A 24,112-nucleotide genomic window follows, 5' to 3' on the forward strand; every position below is an offset into this window, starting at 1 on the left:
AATATCACCGGATTGCAGCCATGCCTCTCGCCCTGCTTGCCCTGACCCTGGCGGCTTTTGCCATAGGGACCACCGAATTCGTCATCGTCGGATTGATTCCGACCATCGCTACCGACCTCAGCGTTTCCCTGCCGTCGGCCGGCCTGCTGGTTAGCCTGTACGCGCTGGGCGTGGCCGTTGGCGCGCCCATTCTGACGGCGCTGACCGGCCGCGTGCCGCGCAAGCTGTTGCTGGTCGGCCTCATGGCCTTGTTCACCGTGGGCAACCTGGTGGCCTGGCTGGCTCCCGGCTATGGCACGCTGATCGTGGCCCGTCTGCTGACCGGTCTGGCCCATGGTGTGTTCTTCTCGGTAGGAACCATCGTTGCGACCAGCCTGGTGCCACGTGAGAAGGGCGGCAGCGCGATCGCGACCATGTTCAGTGGCATGACTGTGGCTTTCGTCACCGGTATTCCTCTGGGCACCTTCATCGGCCAGCACTTTGGCTGGCGCACTACTTTCCTGGTAGTGGCCGTCTTTGGCCTGGTGGCCATGATTGGTGCGCTGGCCTTGGTGCCGCGCAATATTGCACATACCAAGCCGGCACCGCTGAGCCGCCAGTTGCGCGTGCTGTTGAAGCCGCGCCTGCTGCTGGTCTATGCCATGACGGCCGTGGGCTATGGCGGCTCGCTGATCGCCTTCACCTTCCTGGCCCCGATTCTGGAAGACATCACCGGCTTCAGCCCCAATATGGTGAGCCTGGTGCTGTTGGCCTATGGTGTTTCGGTGGCTGTCGGTAATTTCTGGGGCGGCCGTCTGGCCGACCGCAAGGGCCCGGTAGTGGCGCTCAAGCTCATTTTTGCGCTGCTGGCCGCCGTGCTGCTGGTGTTGACCTTCACCGCCCCCAGCAAGCCGCTGATGCTGTTGACCGTGTTGGCTTGGGGTGCCGTGGCCTTTGGCAATGTGCCCGGCCTGCAGGTCTATGTGGTGCGCCTGGCCGAGGAAGTCGCGCCTGATGCCACCGATGTGGCCACGGGCTTCAATATCTCTGCCTTCAATCTGGGCGTGGCCGGCGGCTCCTGGGCCGGCGCCCAGGTCGTCAGCCATTGGGGTCTGGCGCATACCCCCTGGGTTGCGGCGCTGGTGACGCTGGGAGCCCTGGGCCTGACCATGCTGTCCGGCCGTCTCGATCGCCGCGCGGCTGTGCAGCTCAAGCTGGCAGAAGCTTGAGTCCCGGACCTGTTTCACACCGTATTCATCTTTAGCGTTCACTATTTCTTCCAGGAGAGACTGCCATGAAATCCTCGGCTGCTTTGCTTGCCCTGGCCGTTGGCGCGTTTGCCATCGGCACCACCGAATTCACCCCCATGGGTCTATTGCCCGTCATTGCCGATGGCGTGCAGGTCAGCATTCCCACGGCGGGCATGCTGGTCTCGGCCTATGCCATCGGCGTGATGGTCGGGGCGCCGATCATGACTTTGCTGTTCAGCCGCTTCGGAAAGCGCGCGGCGCTGATGGGGTTGATGGTTCTTTTCACTGTCGGCAATCTGCTGTCGGCGTTTGCGCCGAGCTACACGACACTGTTGCTGTCGCGCCTGATCACCAGCCTGAACCACGGCGCCTTCTTCGGCATTGGTGCCGTAGTGGCCGCCAGCGTGGTGCCCAAGGACAAGCAGGCCAGCGCCATCGCCATGATGTTCATGGGCCTGACCATCGCCAATATCGGTGGCGTGCCTGCCGCTACCTGGATTGGCCAGCAGGTGGGCTGGCGCGTGGCCTTCGGTGGCACGGCCGTGCTGGGCCTTATCACCATCGCCGCGCTGTGGCTGGCGCTGCCCAAGGGTGAGCCTGGAGCGCGCCCCGACGTGCGCCGTGAACTGAAGGTGTTGACCCGCCCGGAAGTGCTGTTGGCCATGGGCACCACGGTGCTGGGTGCCGGCGCCATGTTCACGCTCTATACCTATGTGGCTCCGGTGCTGGCCGAGATTACCCATGCCAGCCCAGGCTTCGTGGCTTTCGCCCTGGTGCTGATCGGCATAGGCTTCACGCTGGGCAACAGCATTGGTGGCAAGCTGGCCGATTGGTCGCTGGATGGCGCCACCAAGCTCATCCTCGGTGCGCTGGCTGTGGTGATGGCCGTACTGCCTTTTGTGATGACCACGCAAGTTGGCGCGGCCATCGGCCTGGTGGTCTGGGGCGCAGCAGCCTTCGGCATCGTGCCTCCGGTACAGATGCGTGTCATGCAGGCTGCGGCCCAGGCTCCCGGCCTGGCCTCATCGGTCAACGTCGGTGCCTTCAACCTGGGCAATGCGGTGGGCGCAGCGCTGGGTGGTGCCGTCATCGGCCAGGGCCTGGGCTATGCGGCCGTTCCGCTGGCTGGCGCTGCTTTGGCTGCGGGTGGCCTGGGCTTGGTCTGGCTGGGCAGCAGCCGCCGCCAAAGCGCGGTGCAGGGCGCCTGAGCGGGAGCTATCAAAAGCAAGCTGTAAAAAGGCCAGTCCATAGGACTGGCTTTTTTGTTTTGCATGTATCCAATGGCCTGAAATCATTGATGGTAAAGCGGTGATAGCTATCAAAGTTACTTTTGAATGCCGCAGATTTCCAGGTGTGGATATTTGATTTCATTTCAAAAGAATTTGAGAAATACAGCTCTTAATCTGCAAAGATAAAACGCGCAAACTTCAGTCATCGGGAAAGCAATTCCCGCTTTTCACATCAACCCAGGAGTCCCTTCATGAGCAACATCCCAACTTTCGGCGTCGGCACCTTCCGTTTGAACGGCCAGGTCGTGATCGACTCGGTGCGCAATGCCCTGGACGTGGGCTACCGCGCCGTGGATACCGCCCAGATCTACGGCAATGAGGCTGAAGTCGGCCAGGCGATTGCCGAGAGCGGCGTGGCACGCAGCGACCTGTTCCTGACCACCAAGATCTGGGTCGAGAACTACAGCAAGAACAAGCTGGTGGCCAGCCTGCAGGACAGCCTGAAGAAGCTGCGCACTGATTACGTAGACCTGACCCTGATCCACTGGCCCGCTCCCGGCAATGGCGTGGAGCTGTCCGAGTACATGGAAGCCCTGGCCGATGCCAAAGCCAAGGGGCTGACCCGCCAGATCGGTATCTCCAACTTCAACATCGAACTGACCCGGCAGGCCATCGCTGCCGTGGGCAAGGATCAGATCGCCACCAACCAGATCGAGTTGAGCCCCTATCTGCAGGGCCACAAGCTGACCGCCTTTTTGAAGGAGCAGGGCATTCAGGTCACTTCCTATATGACCCTGGCCTACGGCAAGGTGCTCAAGGACCCGGTGCTGATCCAGATTGCCGCCAAGCACAACGCCACGGTGGCGCAGGTGGCCCTGGCCTGGGCGCTGCAGCTGGGCTATGCGGTGATTCCGTCCTCGACCAAGCGCGAGAACCTGGCCAGCAACCTGCTGGCCCGTGACCTGAAGTTGGATGCGGAAGACATGGCGCTGATCGCTGCGCTGGAGCGCAACGGCCGTGAAGTCAGCCCTGACGGCCTGGCTCCTATCTGGGACTAAGCAGCAGCCATGGCGCGGCGTGGCCGCGCCATATTTCTCTACCAAGGATCATGCTATGAATATTTCGCTCCAACAGGCCGAGGCAGCCGTTGCTGCAGCGCGCCAGGCAGCCGGGCAACTCGGCATTGCCGTGAACATCGCCGTACTGGATGCCGGCGCACACCTGAAGGCCTTTGGCCGCATGGACGGCGCTTTCCTTGGCTCCATCGACGTGGCCCTGAACAAGGCCAAGACCTCGGCCCTGTTTGGCACAGCCACGGAGGAGGTGGGCGAATGGTGCAAACCCGGCAGTCCGGCCCATGGGCTCGAGCGCACCAATGGCGGCCTGGTCGTCTTTGGTGGCGGCGTGCCGGTCTTCGGCCAGGGTGGCCAGCTTATTGGCACCATCGGTGTCTCGGGCGGCTCGCCCGACCAGGATGCCCAGATCGCCCGCGCCGCGGCCGATGCCGTGGTCAAGGGCTGAGCACCAGCAGCGGCGCATATGGAAGTCCCTCGCTATATCAAGACGCCCACTGGCTATCTGATGGTTCTGCGTATGGGCGACAACGCCTTCGCAGAGCTGACAAAGCTGGCCAAGGCCGAGAGCATTCCCGCTGCCAGTGTCACCGCGCTTGGCTTTGCCCATGCGACTTTTGGCTACTGGAATGCGGACCGCAAGGAGTTTGACGCCAAGACTTTCTCCAACGTGGAGATGGGCAGCATCGTCGGCTCGGTGGCGTGGAAGGAGGGCGAGCCGTCCATCCACCTGCATGGCGTGGCTGGCGACAGCAATTTCAATGCCTACGGCGGCCATCTGCTGGATCTGGAGGTGGGCACGGGATCGATGGAGATCACGCTCATCGTCCATGAGAAGAAGCTGGAGCGCGCCATTGACGCCTGCATAGGCGCCAATGTGCTCGGGCTCTGACGTCCATTCCTGCTCCCCCGGGGCGTGCAACGCCCCTATACCCAAAGGCCAGTCCGTTGACTGGCCTTTTTGCTTTTTATCTTCATCAAGCTGGGCAAAAAAAGCATTGATGGATAAGCATGGGGTGCTATCAAAAAAAGAATTGATGATCTTGTTTGAGGCAGCTTCGATGGTTTTATATTTGAATTAAATTCAAAAGAATTTGTGAGATATAGGGCTTAATTTGCAAAGATGAAAAGCGCAAACTTCAGTCATCGGGAAAGCAATTCCCGCCTTTTCACAACCCCCTAGGAGTCCCTTCATGAGCAACATCCCAACTTTCGGCGTCGGCACCTTCCGTTTGAACGGCCAGGTCGTGATCGACTCGGTGCGCAATGCCCTGGACGTGGGCTACCGCGCCGTGGATACCGCCCAGATCTACGGCAATGAGGCTGAAGTCGGCCAGGCGATTGCCGAGAGCGGCGTGGCACGCAGCGACCTGTTTCTGACCACCAAGATCTGGGTCGAGAACTACAGCAAGAACAAGCTGGTGGCCAGCCTGCAGGACAGCCTGAAGAAGCTGCGCACCGACTACGTGGACCTGACCCTGATTCACTGGCCCGCTCCCGGCAATGGTGTCGAGCTGTCCGAGTACATGGAAGCCCTGGCCGATGCCAAGGCCAAGGGGCTGACCCGCCAGATTGGTATCTCCAACTTCAATATCGAGCTGACCCGGCAGGCCATCGCTGCCGTGGGCAAGGATCAGATCTCTACCAACCAGATCGAACTGAGCCCCTATCTGCAAGGCAGCAAGCTGACAGCTTTCCTGAAAGAGCAGGGCATTCAGGTCACCTCCTACATGACCCTGGCCTACGGCAAGGTGCTCAAGGACCCGGTGCTGATCCAGATTGCCGCCAAGCACAACGCCACGGTGGCGCAGGTGGCGCTGGCCTGGGCGCTGCAGCTGGGCTATGCGGTGATCCCTTCCTCGACCAAGCGCGAGAACCTGGCCAGCAACCTGCTGGCCCGCGACCTGAAGCTGGATGCGGAAGACATGGCGCTGATCGCCACGCTCGAGCGCAACGGCCGAGAAGTCAGCCCTGACGGCCTGGCTCCTGTCTGGGATTAAGGGAGAACCTGCAATGACTGCTTCTCTGGCTCGCTTGACCGAAGGTGGCTTCAGCATCGGCATCGAAGCTCCTCTGGATAACGACTGGACGCCTGCGGGCGACCAGGCGCGGCGCGAGGCTGGCCGCCTGCCCGGCGAGCCGGACCTGCGCCGCCATGCCGAACTGGCCCGGTTGGCCGACCGCCTTGGTTTTCGCGCCCTGTGGGTGAGGGACGTACCGCTGTACGACCCGTCGTTCGGCGATGCGGCCCAGGTGTTCGAGGTGTTTTCCTATCTCGGTTACCTGGCTGGCATCACGCAGAACATCCTGCTGGGCACGGCCGCCGTGGTGCTCCCCATCCGCGAGCCGCTGCTCACGCTCAAGTCCGCTGCCACGGTGCAGCGCCTGAGCGGCAACCGCCTGATGCTGGGCGTGGCCAGCGGTGACCGTCCGGTGGAGTACCCGCTGTTCGGGCGCGACTTCGAGGGCCGTGGCGCGAACTTCCGCGATCAGGTGGAACTGCTGCGCGAAGGTGCGCAGGCACGCTTGCCGGGTGGACTGGATGTGCTGCCGCGCATGGAGTCGCCGCTGCCGCTGCTGGTGGCTGGGTTGGCCCAGCAAACCCCGAACTGGGTGGCTGAAAACATGGACGGCTGCCTGGCCTATCCGGGCACGCCCGAGGACCATGCACGCCGCGTGGCCGCATGGCGCGCCGTGGCGGGCGTCAAGCCCTACGCCAGTTTCATCCATCTGGATCTGACCGAAAACGCCGACGAGCCGCTGCAGCGCTGGCGTTTCGGCCTGCGTGGCGGCCGCAAGGCCTTGATCCAAGAGCTGCACGCCTTGCGCGCAGCCGGTGTCGATCATGTCGGCCTGCATTTCCGCCGCAACCAGCGCCCGCTTGACGAGACCTTCCATGAGATCGCCGAGCATGTGCTGCCCATTTTTCATCATTCGTTGGCCAAGGTGACGGCACCGGCCGAGGAGATTTGCAATGCCTGATATCCAAGATCCCTTGTTCAAGAACTATTCGATGGGCGGCCTCGATCTGCCCAACCGCATCGTGATGCCCCCGATGACGCGCTCGCGCGCCAGCCAGCCCGGCGACGTGCCCAACGAGTTGATGGCCGAGTACTACGCGCAGCGCGCCAGCGCCGGCCTCATCATCAGCGAAGGCACCTGGATTTCGCCGCTGGGCAAGGGCTATGCCTGGACGCCCGGCATCCACACCGCCGAGCAAGTCGCTGGCTGGCGACTGGTGACCGATGCCGTGCATGCCGCCGGCGGCCGCATCTTCGCCCAGCTCTGGCATGTGGGCCGTTTGAGCCATACCAGTTTGTTGAATGGCCAGTCGCCGGTGTCTTCTTCGGCCATTCAGGCCCAGGGCGTGAATGTGTTCGTGGCCGATGCCGACGGCAAGCCCGGCTTTGCCCAGGCCTCCATGCCGCGCGCTTTGAGCGTTGACGAGATCCACGCCATCGTCGATGACTACCGCCAGGCCGCACGCAATGCGATGGAAGCCGGCTTTGACGGTGTCGAGCTGCACGCCGCCAACGGCTATCTGGTCAACCAGTTCATCGACTCCAACGCCAACAACCGCACCGACGAATACGGTGGCGTGCTGGAAAATCGCCTGCGTTTCCTGGGTGAAGTAACCCGCGCCCTGGTTGAAGGTACGGGCGATGCCGGCCGCGTCGGCATCCGCCTGGCGCCGCTGACCACGCTCAACGGCTGCGAGGACGCTGACCCCGAAACCACCTACCTGGGCGCCGCCAGGCTGCTGGCCGATATCGGCGTGGGCTACATCCACATCGCCGAGGCCGACTGGGAGCAGGCTCCGCACATGCCGGTCGAGTTCAAGCAGCGCCTGCGTGAAACCTTCCCCGGCACCATGATCTATGCCGGTGCCTACACGGCAGAGCGGGCCAGCGAAGCCGTGGAGCAGGGCTGGGCCGACCTGATCGGTTTTGGTCGGCCCTTTGTGGCCAATCCCGACCTGCCCGAGCGCCTGCGCATAGGTGCGCCGCTGGCCTTGCATGAGCGCGAAACGCTGTTCGGCGGCGGCGAGCGCGGCCTGACCGATTACCCCACGCTGGAAACTGAATCCGCAGAGGCTTGAACCATGAGCAATACCCCAAACATCTCCAAGCGCATCTCCGTGCCCACGGCACTGGGCTTTGGCACGGCACCGCTGGGCAATATGTACCGCAACATTCCAGAGCAGGAAGCCCTGGACACGGTGGAATCGGCCTGGCAGCAAGGCATTCGCTATTTCGACACGGCTCCCATGTATGGTGCGGGCCTGGCCGAAATCCGCCTGGGCGAAGCCCTGAAGCACCATCCGCGCAATGAATACGTGCTGAGTACCAAGGTCGGCCGCCTGCTGACCGACGAGCTCGAAGATACGAGCTCGCGTGATCTGGGCGAGAAGAGCGGCCTGTTCCAGTACGGTCTGGCCAACAAGGCCGTCTATGACTACACGGCCGACGGCACGCTGCGCGCCATCGAGGCCAGCCTCAAGCGTCTGCAGGTGGACCATATCGACTATGTCTTCATCCACGACCCGGCGGTGGACTTCCACGGCGAGCAGTGGAAAGACGTTTTCCAGATCGCCATGGACGGCGCCGCCAAAACCTTGATCAGCCTGCGCGAGCAGGGCGTGATCAAGGGCTGGGGCCTGGGCGTGAACCGCGTCGAGCCTTGCGAAATGGCGCTGGAGCAGTCCGATCCCGACGGCTTTCTGCTGGCGGGCCGCTATACGCTGCTCGACCATGCGGACGCACTGCGCAAGCTGATGCCCGAGAGCCTTGCGCGCGGCGTGGGCATCGTGGTCGGTGGCCCGTACAACTCCGGCGTGCTGGCCGGTGGAGATCACTACGAGTACCAGAAGGCGCCGCCGGAAATCCTGGCGCGCGTGGCCCGCCTGCGCCAGTTGAGCGCGGACTACCAGGTGGACATCCGTGCGGCGGCGCTGCAGTTTGCGCTGGCCCACCCGGCCGTGATCGCGGCCATTCCCGGCGCCAGCCGCCCCGAACGCATTGCCGAGAACCTGGCGCTGGCCAAGGCGCCCATCCCCGCCGCGTTCTGGACCGCGCTGCGCGAGCAGGGCCTGGTGTCGGCCGAGGCGCCTCTGCCTCTCTAAGAAGCCATGAAATGCCGCTGTTCCCTGAAAAGGAGCAGCGGCGCGGCCCATCCATCTCTCCCTGGGAATCCATCATGAACTCCACCAACACTTCGCGCCCGCTGTTCGCCGGCCGCAGCTTCCGTGTCGACTATGACGGCCTGTCGGCGCACAACATCTATTCTGCGGACGGCGCTTCCGTCAGCTATGCCATCGTCAGCGGTCCCTATGCAGGTGCCAGCGGTGAATCGCCCTGCCAGTGGCAGGAGATCAGCGAGGGCGTGTACGCCGTCTCCTGGCAGGAGGCCAATGGCGCTACCGTCGTGCATATCGACGACTTCATTGGCGGTCACTCGAAGGCCTTCTTCACGGCGGCCGATCTGAACTTTTACCGCATGCAGGGGCCGTTGACCGAACTGGAGGTGACCAAGCCCTGATCTTTGTGGGGCTGAAAATTTGAAAGCTGCTTGCGCTTGTCTGTATTGGGTTTCAGATGGAAAACATGCTGAATATCGATATGAGCAAGCGCAAGCAGCTATCTTTTTTAAATCACTTCGGCACATCGTGGACACGGTCCTCGACCACACCCGTGGCTTGCACCTTGTCCAAGGATTTCAGCAGCAGGCTGAGGGTAGGGCTGCGTGGGGCGCCCTTGCGCAGCACCAGCTCATAAGGCTCGCTGCGTGACTTGAGCTGCAACTGCAGCACTCCGACCAGATGGTGGCGGCAGAAGTAGTTCGCCACGTCGTCGGACACCAGGGCCACCAGATCGGTGTTGCGGCTCAGCAGAGACAGGGTGGTGAGCATGGATGTGGTCTCGACCAGGTGCAGCGGGAAGTTGAGCTGCGCTTCGTGGAACTCGCGCTCCAGCAGCCGGCGCATGGGCATATGCGCGCGGTAGACCACCCAGCGACTGTCCTGCAACTCGGTCAGCTCCACCGACTTTGCCCCCATGGCCGGGTGCCCCACGTTGGCGATCACCGACAGCGATTCGTCCTTGATGAACAGCGACTCGTAGATTTCGGGGTCGCGGCTCACCGAGGAGCGGCAGATGGCCGCATCCAGGCGGCCCCGATCCACCAGGCCCAACAGGGTTTCGCTGGTGTCCTCGACTACTTCCACCGACATGCGCGGCTGCTGTTGCAGCAGGTCGGAGATTGCATCGGTGAGCAGCGGTACCGCGCCCATGATGGTGCCTATGGCCAGCCGCCCGCCCGCGCCACTGGCAATCGCATCCAGCTCAAACCGCAGGTTATTGATGTCGGCCTGGATCAGGCGTGCGAACCGCAGCACGCATTTGCCGGCTTCGTTAGGGATTAACCCTCGATTCGTGCGCTCGAAGAGCTCCCGCTGAAACGTCTGTTCCAGCTCGCGCAAGGCCTTGCTGGCGCCAGGCTGGGTGAGGCCGACCTTGTCCGCAGCGCCAAGCAGGGAGCCACTTTCCTCGATGGCGATGAGCAGCCGCAGCTGCTTGGCATGCAGGCGCGACATCACGGAGTTCAGGCTGGGTGTGGTGAGTCGCATGAGGAAAAGTTATATCGCTATGGAAAGCTGTCAGTGTACCGAAACTGGCCGGCTTCATAGACTCCGCCATCTCGAATGCAAAGCAACAGGGGACGGCAAATGAGTGCCTTTAATTTTTATATTCCGACACGTATCCAAAGCGGTAGCGGCCTGGCCAATGAGACGGGCAAGTTGCTGAAGCCGTATGGCATCACAAAGCTGTTGATCGTGACCGATCCGGGCCTCAGGGCAACTCCGGTGGTCGATGTGGTGCTGCAATCGCTGAAAGCCGCAGAAATCGGATACGAGATCTTCAGCGAGGTGGAGCCCAACCCCACGACGGACGTTCTGGATGCGGCGGTGGCGTTCATCAAGCAGACCGGCTGCGACGCCGTGCTGGGTCTGGGCGGCGGCAGCTCCATCGACACTGCCAAGGGTGTGGCCGCCATGGCCACCAATCCCGGCGGCATTCTGGACTACGAAGGCTACGAAAAACTCAAGGCGACACCCCTGCCGCTGTTCGCCATCCCGACCACGGCAGGCACGGGCAGCGAATGCACGGCCTCAACTGTATTCACCAACACGCAAACGCGTTTCAAGACGGTGATCGTCAGCGCGCTGCTGCTGCCCAAGCTGGCCATCCTGGACGCGGAGCTGACCCTGAAGCTGCCCCCGGAAATCACGGCGGCGACCGGCATGGATGCCATGACGCATGCCATCGAGTCCTATGTGTCCAAGCAGGCCAACCCCATCAGCCAGAGCATGGCGCTGCATGCCATCAAGCTGATCTCGCAAAGCCTCTACAAGGCCTATGTCGTGGGCTCTGATGTCCAAGCCCGTGAAGACATGTTGCTTGGCTCTTTGCTGGCCGGCATGGCGTTTGCCCAATCCAAACTGGGCAATGTGCATGCGATCTCGCACACCTTTGGCGGCGTTTTCAATATTCCCCACGGCATTGCCAACGCGGCGCTGCTGCCTTATGTCATCGACTTCAATATCCCAGCCTGCCCCGAGAAGTTCCGGGATATTGCCATTGCCATGGGTCAGGACGTTTCCGGCCTTTCCGCCATCGATGCCGCGCGTACCGTGGTCAAGGCCGTGATTGAGCTGAATGCCAAGCTCAGCATTCCCAGCAATACCAAGGATTTGGGCGTGAATCTGGATGCCTTGCCGAAAATGATCGAAGACTCCATGCGCAGCGGCAATGTGTTGGTGAATCCGCGAATCACCCGCGCCCATGACGTGAAGCAGATCATCGAGAACGCCTATCACGGCACGTTCTGATTTTTATTTTCCATAGGAGTCAAAGATGTATTACGAAATGCGTACATACACCCTGAAAGTGGGTACGGTCAAAGAATATCTAAAGCATTTTGAAGAAGTCGGCCTTCCGGTTATCTCCAAATATGCAAAGCTGGTCGGCTGGTGGTATACGGAGATTGGTGAGCTGAATCAGATCATCCATATCTGGGCCTACGAAAGCCTAGATGATAGAACCGAGCGCCGCGCTGCACTGTACCGCGACCAAGATTGGCTGGAAAAATTTGTACCTACCGCCTTCCCCATGATCGTCAAGCAGGAATCGGTGCTGCTGCGTCCTGCGGATTTCTCTCCGATCAAATAAAGGGCAGTCGCCTCATTCATTCAATCAATGCCTGAGGCATTGATTGAATGAAAGCAAAAAAGCCCGGGATATATCGGGTAATTAAAAAACAGGAGACAAGCCATGAAGATTTTGACGAATGGATTGAGTCGCTTGCTGGGAATCGTGATTGGCATCTGTCTGGCAATCATGGTGGTTCTGGTGTTTGGCAACGTGGTTTTGCGCTATGCCTTCAATTCGGGCATCAGCATCAGTGAGGAAATGTCGCGCTGGTTGTTTCTGTGGATGACGTTTCTGGGCGCCATTATTGCGCTGCGGGAAAACGCCCATCTCGGAACCGATGTGCTGACCTCAAGGCTGCCCTTGATGGGAAGGCGTGTCTGCGCCGTGATTGCCAGACTGTTGATGCTCTATATCAGCTGGCTTTTGATGTCGGGCAGCTGGTCGCAAATACTGATCAATATGGATGTCCTGGCACCGGTTTCCGGTGCTTCCATGGCTATCTTTTACGGCTCCGGCTTTGTCTTTGGTCTGGCCAGCATGGTCATTTTGCTCAAGCAGCTTTGGGCTGCGCTCAGGGGCGACGAGGCCTCCTTCTCGCTAAGCCAGGAAAGCGAAGAGCTGACCCAGTACGAGGCCAAGCTCGACGAGAAAAAACAGGCGCCATGCAGCGCCAATCGATGACAGATTGAGAAGGTACTGCCATGACGGTATTTATTTTCCTTGGCTCTTTGCTGGCTGCCATGGCCATAGGGCTGCCGATCGCCTATGCACTTCTGGCTTCGGGTGTTGCCTTGATGTGGCATCTGGATTTGTTCGATGCGCAGATTCTTGCGCAGAACGTCATCAATGGAGCGGATAGCTTTCCCTTGCTGGCTGTTCCATTTTTCATGCTGGCTGGCGAAATCATGAACGTGGGCGGCTTGTCGCGCCGCATCGTTCATTTGGCCTTGACCTTGGTGGGGCACAAGCGTGGAGGTCTGGGTTTCGTGGCCATCGTCGCCGCATGCATGCTGGCGGCGCTTTCGGGCTCGGCGGTTGCCGATACGGCTGCGCTGGCTTCGCTGCTGCTGCCGATGATGAAGCGCGCCGGTCACGACCCGGCACGCGCCGGGGGATTGATCGCCTCGGCGGGGATCATCGCACCGGTGATCCCTCCTTCCATTGGCTTTGTGATCTTCGGAGTTGCGGCCAATCTCTCCATCAGCAAGCTGTTCATGGCCGGCATTGTTCCCGGGCTGCTGATGGGCCTGAGCATTGCCATCGCCTGGTGGTTTGTTGCCAAGAAGGAGGCCATTTCCACGCCGCCCAAGGCCAGCTGGGAAGAGCGTCTGGCGGCACTCAGGGAGTCGACCTGGGCACTCTTTTTGCCGGTGATCGTGATCGTCGGCCTCAAGATGGGCGTGTTCACACCGACAGAAGCCGCCGTGGTGGCCGCGGTCTACGCACTCGTGGTGTCCATGCTGGTCTACAAGGAGATGAGCTGGGGCCAGTTGTGTGAGGCATTTCTGAGCTCGGCCAAAACCACGGCCGTCATCATGCTGCTGGTGGCTGCCGCCATGGTCAGCGCGTGGCTGATCACCGTGGCCGAAATCCCTGACCAGATGATCGCGCTGCTTGAGCCCTTCATGGGCAACAAGACCTTGCTGCTGATCGCCATCATGATGCTGGTCATGGTGGTGGGCACGGCCATGGATATGACGCCTACGATTCTGATTCTGACTCCGGTGCTGATGCCCGTGGTGAAAGCGGCCGGCATCGATCCCATTTACTTCGGGGTGCTGTTCATCATCAACAACTCCATTGGCCTGATCACTCCGCCCGTTGGCACGGTTCTGAATGTGGTGGCAGGCGTGGGAAAAATGAAAATGGACCAAGTCACCCGCGGGGTTCTGCCATTCATGGGGGCTCAGCTGACAGTCATGTTCATGATGGTTTTCTTCCCGGTGCTGGTAACTGGTCCTGCACGCTGGTTCTACGGTTGATTCAAATAAATCGGATATTCAAGGAGACAAAAATGCAGTATTCCATTTCCAGGGCTGTAAAAATCGTTGCTGCCTGCACTTTGAGCACGGCGGTATTGATGCCTGCGGCACAGGCCCAGGTTTCGGAGCGAACGCTCAAGGCGGCAGCAAGCGTTCCGGCGGATCACCCGATAGTGGTCGGCCTCAAGAAATTCTCGGATATCGTCAACAAGAACAGCGGCGGAAAAATCAAGATTCGTGTTTATCCGAATGCCCAGTTGGGAAATGACTTGCAGGCCCAATCGGCATTGCAAGGCGGCACGCTTGATTTCTTTCTGGGCGCGACCACAACACTGGGCGGAATCGTGAAGGACTTTGGGGTTTACGATTTCCCCTTCCTTTTCAACAAGCCAGAAGAAGCAGATGCAGTGCTTGACGGACCATTTGGCAAAAAGCTGGAGGCAAAGCTTCCCGAAAAAGGGCTGGTTTCTCTTGGCTATTGGGAAAATGGCTACCGTAACGTGACCAACAGCAAACACCCGATTGTCAAATGGGAAGACCTGGGTGGCCTGAAAATCCGTACCATGCAAAGCTCGGTATTGCTGGATGTTTTCAATAATTTCAATGCCAATGCCGTGCCTCTGGCGTTTTCCGAGGTCTATTCCGCACTGGAGACTCGCGCCGTGGATGCGCAGGAAAATCCCAATGCGCTGATTGAATCCTCCAAATTTGACGATGTTCAAAAATACATCAGCCTGACGCGTCATGTATACAACCCATTTATCTTGTTGATGAGCAAGAAAAGCTGGGACAAGTTGAGCGCGGACGAAAAGAGGCTGCTCGGCGATGCGGCGACCGAGGCCAAGCTGTTTGAGCGCCGCCTGAGCCGTGAGAACGACGCGAAGGCCTTGGCCGAGCTGAAGAAGCGTGGCATGCAGGCGAATGATTTCTCGGATGCCGAGCGCACTCGCATGGCGGAGCGGACCAAGCCCATCATCGCCAAGCACTCCACGCAGATCGGCGGCACCGTCGTGAGTGAACTGCAGGCTGAAATCGCCAAGGTCAGAGCCGCCAAATAAGCCCTGCCGGCCTGGCGAGGTTGCCTGCCATGCGGTGGCGATCTGGCTGCCCCAGGTTTTTCCTGCCTCCGGTCTTCCATGTGGAAGACCGGATTTTTCCAATGTGGCTTCCGGAGAAATGCCGATCGCTCACCACGAGCTGCGCGGCCAGGCCGGGGCTGTACGCCTTCAATCCCTCAACCCGCGCCGAGGTCGCAGCGTCGCGCTTGGGCTTCGGCTCCTGGGATCGTGCCGTGGGCTTGGCCCGCAGTGCCTCGACAGCGACTGCAAGGGCCGCTGACGGAGCTGTCGAAGCGAGTTGCTGCTGCCTGCCAGCAGGGTGAGCGCCGGGCTTTTCGACACGCCCTTGCGCAGCACCAGTTCATAGAGCACCAGAACCCTGTCACGGCCAGCGCGTTCCACTTCAGCGCTTTCGCCCGATGGCCAATCGCCGGCCCGCGCCGCAGGCAATCGCATCCAGCTCAAACCGCAGGTTATTGATATCAGCCTGAATCAGACGTGCAAATCGCAGCACGCACTGGCCGGCTTCATTAGGGGTTAACCCTCGGTTTGTCCGCTCAAAGAGCTCCCGCTGAAACGTCTGCCCCAGCTCGCACCAGGCCTTGCTGGTGCCGGGTTGGGCGAGTTCTGCCTTGTCTGATGCGGCAAGCGGGGCGCCACTTTCCTCGATGGCAATGAGCGGCCGCAACGGCTTGGCAGGCAGTCTCGCCATCACGAAGTTCAGGCTGAGTCTGATGCTTGGGATGATGAAAAGTTATATCACTATCGAAAATTGTCAGTGTTCTGAAGTGGGCTGTCTTCATAGACTCCGTCTCCTGTGAATTGTTTGAGACAAGAGGCTATATGGCATTGATCAACTATGTGACCGAAGTACGTTTCGGCGCCGGTACCCTGGCTGAATTGAAAGAAGTCTGCGGCAAGCTGGGTATTACAAAACCTTTGATCGTGACGGACAAAGGCGTGGAGGCTGTTGGCATCGTCGACAAGGTCCAGTCCGTGCTTGGCCAGCAGCCAGCGGCCGTTTTCAACGAAACGCCGCCCAATCCGTCCGAATCGGCTGTGCGTGCCGGCGTCCAGGCGCTGAAGGCCGGCGATTGCGACGGCATCGTCGCCGTGGGCGGAGGTTCATCCATCGACCTGGCCAAGGCGGTGGCCGTGGCTGCGCGCCATGAAGGGCCGCTGCGCCAGTTCGCGCTGATCGAGGGTGGGCTGCAGCGCATCACCGCCGCCACGCTGCCCATCATCGCCATTCCCACCACGGCGGGCACGGGCAGCGAAGTAGGGCGCGGCGCCATCATCATCCTGGATGACGGCCGCAAGGTCGGCATCATCTCCCCGTATGTGATTCCCAAGGTGGCGATCTGCGATCCCGAGCTGACGCTGGGCCTGCCGGCCGGCCTGACGGCCGCCACCGGAATGGACGCCATCGCGCACTGCATCGAGACCTTCCTGGCCCCGGCCTTCAACCCGCCGGCCGACGGCATCGCGCTCGACGGCCTGTGGCGCGGCTGGCGCCACATCGACACGGCTTTCCATGAGCCTGCCAATGTCGAGGCGCGAACCAACATGATGAGTGCCTCGCTGCAGGGCGCGCTGGCCTTCCAGAAGGGGCTGGGCTGTGTGCACAGCCTCAGCCATTCGCTGGGCGGCATCAACCCCAGGCTGCACCACGGCACGCTCAATGCCATCCTGCTGCCGGCCGTGATCCGCTTCAACCGCGGCGCGGAAACCGTGGTGCGCGAAGACAAGATCGCCCGCCTGGCGCAGGCCATGGGCCTGCCGGCCGAGGTGTCGGTCGAGGAGGCGCTGGTAGCCAAGTCCCGCGCCCTGCAGTTGCCCACGGGCCTGGGCGAGTTGGGTGTGACCGAGGACCTGTTCGAGCGCATCGTGCAGGGCGCGTTGGCCGACCACAGCCATCGCACCAATCCGCGCGAGGCTTCGGCCGCGGACTATGTCGAGATGCTGTGGCAATCGATGTGAGCTTCATGCGTACATGCCCGGGCGCCGATATGAGGCCGCTGCGGGGCATGCATGACCCAATAGCCCAACACAGAAAAATGCAGGTGGAGACATGAGCAGCACCTCTTTCAATGCACAGGATTCCATGGCCGCCAAGGAAACCTTGGTTCCCGATGCCGAGCGCCGCAGGGCGCTCTTCGGCAGCGCCGTCGGCAGCACCATCGAGTGGTACGACTACTTCCTCTACGGAACCATGTCGTCCATCATCTTTGCCAAGCAGTTCTTCCCCAGCGACAACGCGCTGGTGAGCCAGATGCTGGCGCTGGCGACCTTCGCGCTGGCCTTTCTGATACGGCCGCTGGGAGGCGTGATCTTCTCGCACATCGGCGACCGTGTCGGCCGCAAGAAGACGCTGGCGATGACGCTGTCCATGATGGGCCTGTCCACCGTGCTCATGGGCCTGCTGCCCAACTATGCACAGATCGGCATGGCCGCGCCCATATTGCTGACGCTGCTGCGCCTGCTGCAGGGGCTGGCCCTGGGCGGCGAGTGGGGCGGCGGCGTGCTGCTGGCGGTGGAGTACTCGCCGCGCGCCAAGCGGGGCTTCTATGGCGCGGTGCCGCAGACCGGCGCGGTGCTGGGCCTGGCCCTGGGCAACATCATCACGTCGATGCTGAGCGCCAGCATGAGCGAGGATGCCTTCCTGGCCTGGGGCTGGCGCATTCCCTTCGTGGGCTCCATCGTGCTGGTGCTGATCGGCATGTGGATCCGCAATGCCGTGGGCGAGACGCCTTCGTTCAAGAAGATCCAGGCCAGCCGCAGCGCCCCGCGCATTCCGCTCAAGGAGACGCTGCAGCACCATTGGCGCGAAGTGCTGATCGCCATCGGGGCCAAGGTCATCGAGACCTCGACCTTCTTCCTGTATGCGACCTTCACCATCTCGTACATGATGGACCACGGCTTTGCGCGCGCCACCATCCTCAACATCGTGCTGGTCTGCGCATTGATCGCGTTCCCCTTCATGCTGTTCTTCGGCCACCTGTCGGACAGGATCGGCCGCAAGAGGGTCTTCATCTTCGGCAGCCTGGCCTTCCTGGCCTGGATCTTTCCGTACTTCTGGCTGCTGGACCAGAAATCCGTGCCTGCCGCGGCGCTGGCCATCGGCGTGGGCCTGGGCATCATCTGGGCCAGTTACGGCTCCATGATCGGCACGCTGCTGGCTGAGGCCTTCCCGGCCGCGATCCGCTACACCGGCATGTCGCTGGGCTACCAGATCGGGGCAGCGCTGGTGGGCGGGCCCATGCCGCTGATCGCGACCGCTTTGATTGCCTATTTCAGCGGCAGCTATATACCCGTGGTTCTTTTCCTCGCCGCCTGTGCGCTGGTTTCCATTGCGGCAGTGGCCATGGCCCGCGACCGCAGCGGCCAGCCGCTGGACGAGTGAATTTCGCTGTTTTCTTCCATCCCGACAATCCAACAGGAGCAACCCCCATGCAACTCACCGGAGAAATGCTGATCGGCCACGCCGCCGTGCGCGGCCAGGCCGGAGGCCTGCGCGCCTTCAATCCCGCAGCCAACGCTGCCATTGCCGAGCCCGAGTTCGGCCTGGGCACCCGCGAGGACGTGGACCGCGCCGTGAGCCTGGCCACCCGTGCCTTCGACAGCTATCGCAACCTGCCTCTGGAGCGCCGAGCCGCCTTCCTCGAAGCCATTGCCGACGAGATCATGGCGCTGGGCGATGTACTCATCGAGCGCGCCCATGCCGAGAGCGGTCTGCCGCTGGCCCGCCTGACCGGCGAGCGTGGCCGCACCGTGGGGCAGCTGCGGCTGTTTGCCCAGGTCGTGCGCGATGGGCATTTCCTGCGCGCCACCATCGACACTGCCCAGCCCGGGCGCCAGCCATTGCCGAGGGCTGACCTGCGGCTGGCCAAGATCCCGCTGGGCCCGGTGGCCGTATTCGGGGCCAGCAACTTCCCGCTGGCCTTTTCGGTGGCCGGCGGCGACACCGCCTCGGCGCTCGCTGCAGGCGCACCCGTGGTCGTGAAGGCGCACAGCGCCCACCTGGGCACTTCGGAGCTGGTCGGCCGGGCCGTGCAGAAGGCGGCGCAGAGCCAGGGCATGCCCGAAGGCGTGTTCTCGCTGCTGATCGGCGCCGGCCGCGAGATCGGCGAGGCGCTCGTGGCCCACCCAGGTATCAAGGCCGTGGGCTTCACGGGCTCGCGCCAGGGCGGCCTGGCCCTGCTGCGCATCGCCAACAACCGCCACGAGCCGATTCCCGTCTATGCCGAGATGAGCAGCATCAACCCCGTGTTCCTGCTGCCCCAGGCGCTGGCCGCACGCGGCGAGGCCCTGGCCCAGGGCTTTGCCGATTCGCTGACCATGGGCGCAGGCCAGTTCTGCACCAACCCCGGCCTGGTAGTGGCCGTCGATGGGCCCGACCTGCAGCGCTTCGTGGCTGCGGCTGGCAAGGCGCTCGGCGCCAAGGCCGCACAAACCATGCTGACGTCGGGCATCCACGCCGCCTACCAGGAGGGCAGGGCCCAGGTGGAAGCCGTGGAAGGGGTCGAACGCGTGGCCTGCGGCGCGGATGCAGCCGGCCAGCCCAATGCAGCCCAGGCCGCGCTCTACGTAACCGATGCCCGGCACCTGCTGAGCAACCCGGCACTGCAGGCCGAGATGTTCGGACCGGCGTCGGTGGTCGTGAAGGCGCGCAGCCTCGATGAGCTGCTGCAGGTGGCCGATCTGCTGGAGGGCCAGCTCACCGCGACCCTGCTGCTGGATGGGGGCGACCATGACGCCGCACGCCAGCTGTTGCCGGTGCTGGAGCGCAAATGCGGCCGCATTCTGGCCAACGGCTTCCCGACCGGCGTCGAGGTCTGCCATGCGATGGTGCACGGCGGCCCGTTCCCGGCCACCTCCAACGCCATGTACACCTCGGTGGGGGCCAGCGCGATAGACCGCTTCCTGCGGCCGGTGTGCTACCAGGACATTCCCGATGCACTGCTGCCCACGGCGCTGCAAAGCGCCAACCCGCTGGGTACCTGGCGGCTGACGAATGGCGTGATGGCTCAGGCCTGAGCCCGCAAGCATGTAGCCGGCCTCCGCGCCGGTTAAAGTTCAAAGTCGCACATGGCTGTCCATGGCGACTTTTTTAATTGCATGGATGGCGCTTTGCGTATGGCCAGAAAAATTCCCCCATTGAACCCGCTCCGCGCCTTTGAAGTCTCGGCGCGGCATATGAGCTTTACCAAGGCGGCGGAGGAGTTGTTCGTCACGCCCTCGGCCGTCAGCCACCAGGTCAAGTCGCTGGAAGAAAACCTGGGCATTGCCTTGTTTGTCCGGGATTCCAAGACGCTCACGCTCACCCCGGCGGGCAAGGCATATCTGCCCGGAGTGCAGGAGGCATTCCGGCAGCTGGAAGTTGCGACCTACCAGTTGCACCGCGAGAAAAGCACTGCGCTGCTCAAGATCAATCTGCCACCGACGTTCGCCGTCAAGTGGCTGATACCGCGTCTGAGCCGGTTTGCCAGCGAGCATCCGGATCTGGACCTGAAGGTGTCCACCTCCAAGCTCATGGCGGATTTTTCCCGCGACGACGTGGACATGGAGATCCGCTATGGACGTGGCGTATATGCCGGCCTGTATTCGGAAATGGTGCTGCCCGTCGAAGTGTTCGCCGTCTGCAGCCCGGCGCTGCAGCAGGGGCCGCATCCCATCCATGATTTTGCGGATCTGAGGCGCCATGTGCTGTTACATGATGACAGCACCTACGACGATGTCAGCAATCCGAACTGGGCCACCTGGCTGGCACACATGGGCGTGCACGACATCAATGCCACACGAGGCCCATCGTTCTGGCCCAGCCATCTGGTGATCGATGCCGCGATCGACGGGCAAGGCGTGGCGCTGGTCAAAAAAAGCTGGGTGCAGCAGGACCTGGCATCCGGAAAGCTGGTACGCCTGTTCCCGGAATACAGCCTGCCCATCGAGTTTGCGTATTACCTGGTGTTTCCGCAAAGTCGCCTGGGCGATCCGCGCATCACGTCTTTTGTCGACTGGATGCGGGCGGAGCTGGCCCGGGACCAGAAGTCTTAATCGCAGGCCGGGCTATCGGCCTTGATCCGGTAGATGCGTGCGGCGTTGCCGGCCCACAGAGCCTGCTGCTGTGCAGACGCCAGAGGCGCAATGGCTTGGGCAAAGGCCGAGACGATGGCTGGGTAGCTGGTGACCAGGCTGTCGACCGGGAAGTTGCTGGCGAACATGCAGCGGTCTGCGCCGAAAATGGCGATGGCTTCGCGGATGACCGGGATATTGGCTTCTGCGGACCAGGGGGTGTTGCGCTGGCCCAGGCCAGAAACCTTCAGGGCGGCATTGGGGGCCTGGGCCAGGGCTTCCAATGCCTTCCTCCAGCCTGCCAATCCTTGTACGCTGCGGTCCGTGGGCAGGCCGGTGTGGTTGAGAACCAGCGTGGTGGCCGGAAAATCGCGCGCCAGTTCCTGGGCCTGCTCCAGATGCCACCACGGCGCCTGGAGGTCGAACGACAGGCCGAACTGCTGCAGCAGTGCATATCCGTCGCGCCAGCGCATATCGTCCATCGAGCCCGGTTCGCCGCGGCAGAAGTCGCCGATCCGCGCCGCCACCACGGGTTTGTGGCGTATGCCGCGCACCATGTCGAAGGCGGCCTGCGCCGCCAGCACCTGCCTCGCGTCTGCGGCACCCAGATCCGTGTGAGCCACCACGACCGAGGGCCGCTGGTAGCGCCGCGCCAGCGTGGCCAGCCAGCGGGTTTCATCCACCGGCGTGCCGCGATCCCACTCCGCTTCGATGTGGACCGTGGCCACCGGCGCGCAGCCCCGGGTGTCGGCCGCGAAGTCGCCCGGCAGGTAGTTGCGCTGCAGCGCCTCGTAGCTGCCGTAGCGGAAGTCATGGACGTTCTCGCCCTGCAGCCAGGGGTAGGGGTTGTGGTCCAAGTCCCAGAAATGGTGGTGAGCGTCTATGAATGCCGGAATCTCGGCGTTTGCAGTGGTCATGGTGAAAAGGGCCACGGATGAGCGATGGAAACTGACTGCTTATGCGGGCAGGACGGTCTGGCCTTGCGCGCCGAATGCTCCAGCATTTTGCAGCTGCTCGATGCGCTCCGAGGAAAGACCGAGCTCGGCAAAGACCTCTTCGGTGTGCGCGCCGAGAAGGGGGGCCGCACGGCGGATCTGCTGCGGTGTGCCCCGCAGCTTGACCGGAAAGCCCAGCACCTTGACCTTGCCTTCGACGGGGTGCTCCATCTCCATCACCATGTCGCGCGCCACGGACTGCTCGCAGGCCAGGGCTTCCTCATAGTTGTGGATGGGCGCGGCAGGCACGCCGGCAGCGAGCAGCAGGTCCACCCATTCGGCTGCGGGGCGGCGCGCGAATTCAGCTTCCAGAATGGGAAGCAGCACGGCCCGGTTTTTGATGCGTTCCACGTTGTCGGTGAAGCGCGGGTCGGCGAGCAGGTCCTGGCGCTCTATCACCTGGCACAGGGCCGCCCACAGCTTGGGGTTGGCGGCGCCGATGACGAAGTGGCGGTCCGCGGCCTTGACGGCCTGGTAGGGCGCGCTCATGCGGTTGGCGCTGCCCAGCGGCGTGGGCACGCGGCCCGTGCCCCAAAATTCGGCGCTTTCCCAGATCGACAGTCCCAGCGCGGTCTCGAACAGCGAGGCGTCGATGTACTGGCCCTGGCCCGTCTCCCCGCGGCCGATAACGGCGCTCAGGATGGCGTAGGCGGCAAACAGGGCGGCGCCCAGGTCGGCAAAGGGAACGCTGGATTTCATGGGCGCGCCGCCGGGCTCGCCCATCACGCTCATGGGGCCGCAACTGGCCTGGGCGATCAGGTCCAGGCCGGGGCGCATGGCCCAGGGGCCGGTCTGGCCGAAGCCCGAGATGCTGGCATAGACCAGGCGCGGGTTGATGGCCTGCAGCGTGGGGTAGTCGATCTTCAGCCGCGCGGCCACGCCGGGGCGATTGTTCTCGACGAGCACGTCGGCGCTGCGCACCAGTTCGTAGAAGGCTTCGAGGCCCTGCGGGTTCTTCAGGTCGATCTCGACGCTGCGCTTGTTGCGGTTGAGCGCGATGAAGCCGCCGCTGTCCTCGCCCTTGAGCTTGAAGCCCATGGCGCGGCGGGTCTGGTCGCCAACGCCGGGCGTTTCGACCTTGATCACGTCGGCGCCCATGTCGCCCAGCAGCATGCAGCAATAGGGGCCGGCCATGATCTGGCTGACATCGAGGACGCGGATTCTGGAAAGTGGAAGAGTCATTGCAGTCGGAAGAAAAAGGTGGGGAAGAAGGATTCAGCGGCCGACGAAGCCGGGGCGCTGCTTGGCCAGGAAGGCCCGGTAGCCGATCTGGAAGTCCTCGGTCTCGAAGCAGTCGTAGGCGACTTCCTGTTCGGCCTCGGTCAGCGGCTGGGGCTGGGCCAGGCGGTGGACGAAGCCCTTGTGCCAGCGGGCCACCAGCGGTGCGCCCACAGCGATGCGGCGGGCCGCGGCATAGCCTTCCTCCAGCACGGCGGTGTCCGGCACTACGCGATTGATCAAGCCTTTTTGCAAGGCTTCCGCTGCGTCGAACACACGGCCTTCGAGCACGATCTCCAGCGCCACGGCGCGGCCGGCCAGCGCGACGAGGGCACCCAGCTCGCCGTAGGACATCACCAGACCCAGGCGGTTGATCGGAGCGCCGAAGCGGCTGGACTCGCCGCAGATACGTATGTCGCAGACCGAGGCCAGCTCCAGTCCGCCGCCTACGCAGGCCCCCTGGATGACGGCCAGGGTTGGGTGCCGGCTCTCGGACACCGCCTTCATGGCCCGGTTCGTCACCTTTCCATAGGCCATGGCCTGGGCCTTGTTCAGCCGGGTGCGGGGAAACTCCTCGATGTCGGCGCCCGCCGAAAAGGCTCGCTCTCCCGAGCCCCGCACCACGATGCAGCGCACCGAGTCGTCGGCCTCCAGCTCCTGCATCAGGTCGCCCAGGCGTTGCCACATTTCCAGGTTCATGGCGTTCATCTTGTGCGGGTTGTTCAGCGTAAGGGTGACGATCTGCTGTTCGTCGCGGGAGAGGAGGATGGTGTTTTCCATGGATTGCTACCTTTGTTGCTTGCTGCGAAGTCGTCATCGCATGGAAAAAGTGTAGGAAGCGCAGCCCATAGCCTCAACCGAGAAAAATTGGGCGTCTGCACAAGAAAAACTCGGGCTCTAATGCATGAGAAAAACTTGGGGAGCGCTTGAAATATTCCACGTTGTTCGGCGTGATCACGGCTCCTAGACTTTCTGCAAACAAAGCCTGCTGCAGTCCATCCGGACCTCATCAAAACAAGCAGGCGCAATGCAGGAAACCAAGGAGA

The 24,112-nt window shown here is 62.3% G+C and carries 24 protein-coding genes; 19 read left to right on the forward strand and 5 right to left on the reverse strand.

The window, feature by feature from the left end:
* The first annotated feature begins 20 nt into the window (after positions 1-20).
* The 10 genes from CTR2_RS11770 (at position 21) to CTR2_RS11815 (ending at position 9,069) form a co-directional block, all read left to right on the forward strand.
* Entirely contained in the window at positions 21-1,208 is a 1,188-nt protein-coding gene (locus CTR2_RS11770; protein ID WP_087083916.1) for an MFS transporter, read from the forward strand.
* Positions 1,209-1,273: 65 nt separating this feature from the next.
* Positions 1,274-2,437, forward strand: coding sequence for an MFS transporter (locus tag CTR2_RS11775; protein WP_087083914.1), 1,164 nt, complete (start codon positions 1,274-1,276; stop codon positions 2,435-2,437).
* A gap of 272 nt (positions 2,438-2,709) precedes the next feature.
* The gene (dkgB, locus tag CTR2_RS11780) at positions 2,710-3,516 is read left to right on the forward strand and encodes a 2,5-didehydrogluconate reductase DkgB (protein WP_087083912.1); all 807 of its coding nucleotides are present in this window, start codon (positions 2,710-2,712) and stop codon (positions 3,514-3,516) included.
* A gap of 55 nt (positions 3,517-3,571) precedes the next feature.
* Positions 3,572-3,979, forward strand: a complete 408-nt coding sequence (locus CTR2_RS11785; protein ID WP_087083910.1) for a GlcG/HbpS family heme-binding protein — start codon at positions 3,572-3,574, stop codon at positions 3,977-3,979.
* Between the two features lie 18 nt (positions 3,980-3,997).
* Positions 3,998-4,423 (forward strand): PPC domain-containing DNA-binding protein, encoded by a 426-nt coding sequence (locus CTR2_RS11790; RefSeq protein WP_087083908.1) that lies wholly within the window; start codon positions 3,998-4,000, stop codon positions 4,421-4,423.
* Positions 4,424-4,724: 301 nt separating this feature from the next.
* Positions 4,725-5,531: a 2,5-didehydrogluconate reductase DkgB gene (gene dkgB / locus CTR2_RS11795; protein ID WP_087083905.1), complete on the forward strand. Its 807-nt coding sequence runs from the start codon at positions 4,725-4,727 to the stop codon at positions 5,529-5,531.
* A gap of 13 nt (positions 5,532-5,544) precedes the next feature.
* Complete coding sequence (locus CTR2_RS11800) at positions 5,545-6,513, forward strand: TIGR03571 family LLM class oxidoreductase (protein ID WP_087083904.1); 969 nt, start codon at positions 5,545-5,547, stop codon at positions 6,511-6,513.
* A complete protein-coding gene (locus CTR2_RS11805; RefSeq protein ID WP_087083901.1) occupies positions 6,506-7,630 on the forward strand; it encodes an alkene reductase in 1,125 nt (374 codons plus the stop codon). The genes CTR2_RS11800 and CTR2_RS11805 overlap by 8 nt, the downstream gene beginning before the upstream one ends.
* Before the next feature lie 3 nt (positions 7,631-7,633).
* The gene (locus CTR2_RS11810) at positions 7,634-8,653 is read left to right on the forward strand and encodes an aldo/keto reductase (RefSeq protein WP_087083899.1); all 1,020 of its coding nucleotides are present in this window, start codon (positions 7,634-7,636) and stop codon (positions 8,651-8,653) included.
* Between the two features lie 74 nt (positions 8,654-8,727).
* Positions 8,728-9,069 (forward strand): MoaF-related domain-containing protein, encoded by a 342-nt coding sequence (locus tag CTR2_RS11815; RefSeq protein WP_087084627.1) that lies wholly within the window; start codon positions 8,728-8,730, stop codon positions 9,067-9,069.
* A 112-nt stretch (positions 9,070-9,181) separates the two neighbouring features.
* On the opposite strand, the gene CTR2_RS11820 is transcribed toward CTR2_RS11815, so the two are convergent.
* Positions 9,182-10,156, reverse strand: coding sequence for a LysR family transcriptional regulator (locus CTR2_RS11820; RefSeq protein WP_254913371.1), 975 nt, complete (start codon positions 10,154-10,156; stop codon positions 9,182-9,184).
* A 99-nt stretch (positions 10,157-10,255) separates the two neighbouring features.
* Between CTR2_RS11820 and CTR2_RS11825 the strand changes: the two genes are divergently transcribed.
* From CTR2_RS11825 to CTR2_RS11845, 5 genes are all read left to right on the forward strand, one after another.
* A complete protein-coding gene (locus CTR2_RS11825; protein ID WP_087083895.1) occupies positions 10,256-11,419 on the forward strand; it encodes an iron-containing alcohol dehydrogenase in 1,164 nt (387 codons plus the stop codon).
* A gap of 25 nt (positions 11,420-11,444) precedes the next feature.
* A complete protein-coding gene (locus CTR2_RS11830) occupies positions 11,445-11,759 on the forward strand; it encodes an NIPSNAP family protein (RefSeq protein WP_012839033.1) in 315 nt (104 codons plus the stop codon).
* 102 nt (positions 11,760-11,861) lie between these two features.
* Positions 11,862-12,422 carry a TRAP transporter small permease gene (locus CTR2_RS11835; protein ID WP_087083893.1) on the forward strand — a complete coding sequence of 187 codons (561 nt, stop codon included), beginning with the start codon at positions 11,862-11,864 and terminating at the stop codon, positions 12,420-12,422.
* Positions 12,423-12,442: 20 nt separating this feature from the next.
* Positions 12,443-13,723, forward strand: a complete 1,281-nt coding sequence (locus tag CTR2_RS11840) for a TRAP transporter large permease subunit (RefSeq protein WP_012839031.1) — start codon at positions 12,443-12,445, stop codon at positions 13,721-13,723.
* 32 nt (positions 13,724-13,755) lie between these two features.
* Positions 13,756-14,781 (forward strand): TRAP transporter substrate-binding protein, encoded by a 1,026-nt coding sequence (locus CTR2_RS11845; RefSeq protein ID WP_087083891.1) that lies wholly within the window; start codon positions 13,756-13,758, stop codon positions 14,779-14,781.
* A gap of 403 nt (positions 14,782-15,184) precedes the next feature.
* On the opposite strand, the gene CTR2_RS11850 is transcribed toward CTR2_RS11845, so the two are convergent.
* Positions 15,185-15,493 carry a LysR family transcriptional regulator gene (locus CTR2_RS11850; protein ID WP_087083889.1) on the reverse strand — a complete coding sequence of 103 codons (309 nt, stop codon included), beginning with the start codon at positions 15,491-15,493 and terminating at the stop codon, positions 15,185-15,187.
* A 131-nt stretch (positions 15,494-15,624) separates the two neighbouring features.
* On the opposite strand from CTR2_RS11850, the gene CTR2_RS11855 reads away from it, so the two are divergent.
* The 4 genes from CTR2_RS11855 to CTR2_RS11870 all read left to right on the forward strand — a co-directional run bounded on the left by CTR2_RS11855 (position 15,625) and on the right by CTR2_RS11870 (position 20,835).
* Entirely contained in the window at positions 15,625-16,761 is a 1,137-nt protein-coding gene (locus tag CTR2_RS11855; RefSeq protein ID WP_087083887.1) for an iron-containing alcohol dehydrogenase, read from the forward strand.
* Between the two features lie 91 nt (positions 16,762-16,852).
* The gene (locus tag CTR2_RS11860) at positions 16,853-18,184 is read left to right on the forward strand and encodes an MFS transporter (protein ID WP_087083886.1); all 1,332 of its coding nucleotides are present in this window, start codon (positions 16,853-16,855) and stop codon (positions 18,182-18,184) included.
* A 47-nt stretch (positions 18,185-18,231) separates the two neighbouring features.
* Positions 18,232-19,818, forward strand: coding sequence for an aldehyde dehydrogenase (NADP(+)) (locus CTR2_RS11865; RefSeq protein WP_087083884.1), 1,587 nt, complete (start codon positions 18,232-18,234; stop codon positions 19,816-19,818).
* A 99-nt stretch (positions 19,819-19,917) separates the two neighbouring features.
* Entirely contained in the window at positions 19,918-20,835 is a 918-nt protein-coding gene (locus CTR2_RS11870; protein WP_217896241.1) for a transcriptional regulator GcvA, read from the forward strand.
* Here CTR2_RS11870 and CTR2_RS11875 read toward each other — a convergent pair.
* From CTR2_RS11875 to CTR2_RS11885, 3 genes are read right to left on the reverse strand one after another with little or no spacing between them, the layout of a single operon-like run.
* Complete coding sequence (locus CTR2_RS11875) at positions 20,832-21,770, reverse strand: amidohydrolase family protein (protein ID WP_087083880.1); 939 nt, start codon at positions 21,768-21,770, stop codon at positions 20,832-20,834. The genes CTR2_RS11870 and CTR2_RS11875 overlap by 4 nt on opposite strands.
* Positions 21,771-21,809: 39 nt before the next feature.
* Positions 21,810-23,030: a CaiB/BaiF CoA transferase family protein gene (locus tag CTR2_RS11880; RefSeq protein WP_087083878.1), complete on the reverse strand. Its 1,221-nt coding sequence runs from the start codon at positions 23,028-23,030 to the stop codon at positions 21,810-21,812.
* Between the two features lie 33 nt (positions 23,031-23,063).
* Positions 23,064-23,846 (reverse strand): enoyl-CoA hydratase/isomerase family protein, encoded by a 783-nt coding sequence (locus tag CTR2_RS11885; RefSeq protein WP_087083876.1) that lies wholly within the window; start codon positions 23,844-23,846, stop codon positions 23,064-23,066.
* Positions 23,847-24,112 lie beyond the last annotated feature (266 nt).

Origin of the sequence: Comamonas thiooxydans, assembly GCF_002157685.2 — a bacterium.
Classification (GTDB): domain Bacteria; phylum Pseudomonadota; class Gammaproteobacteria; order Burkholderiales; family Burkholderiaceae_C; genus Comamonas; species Comamonas testosteroni_H.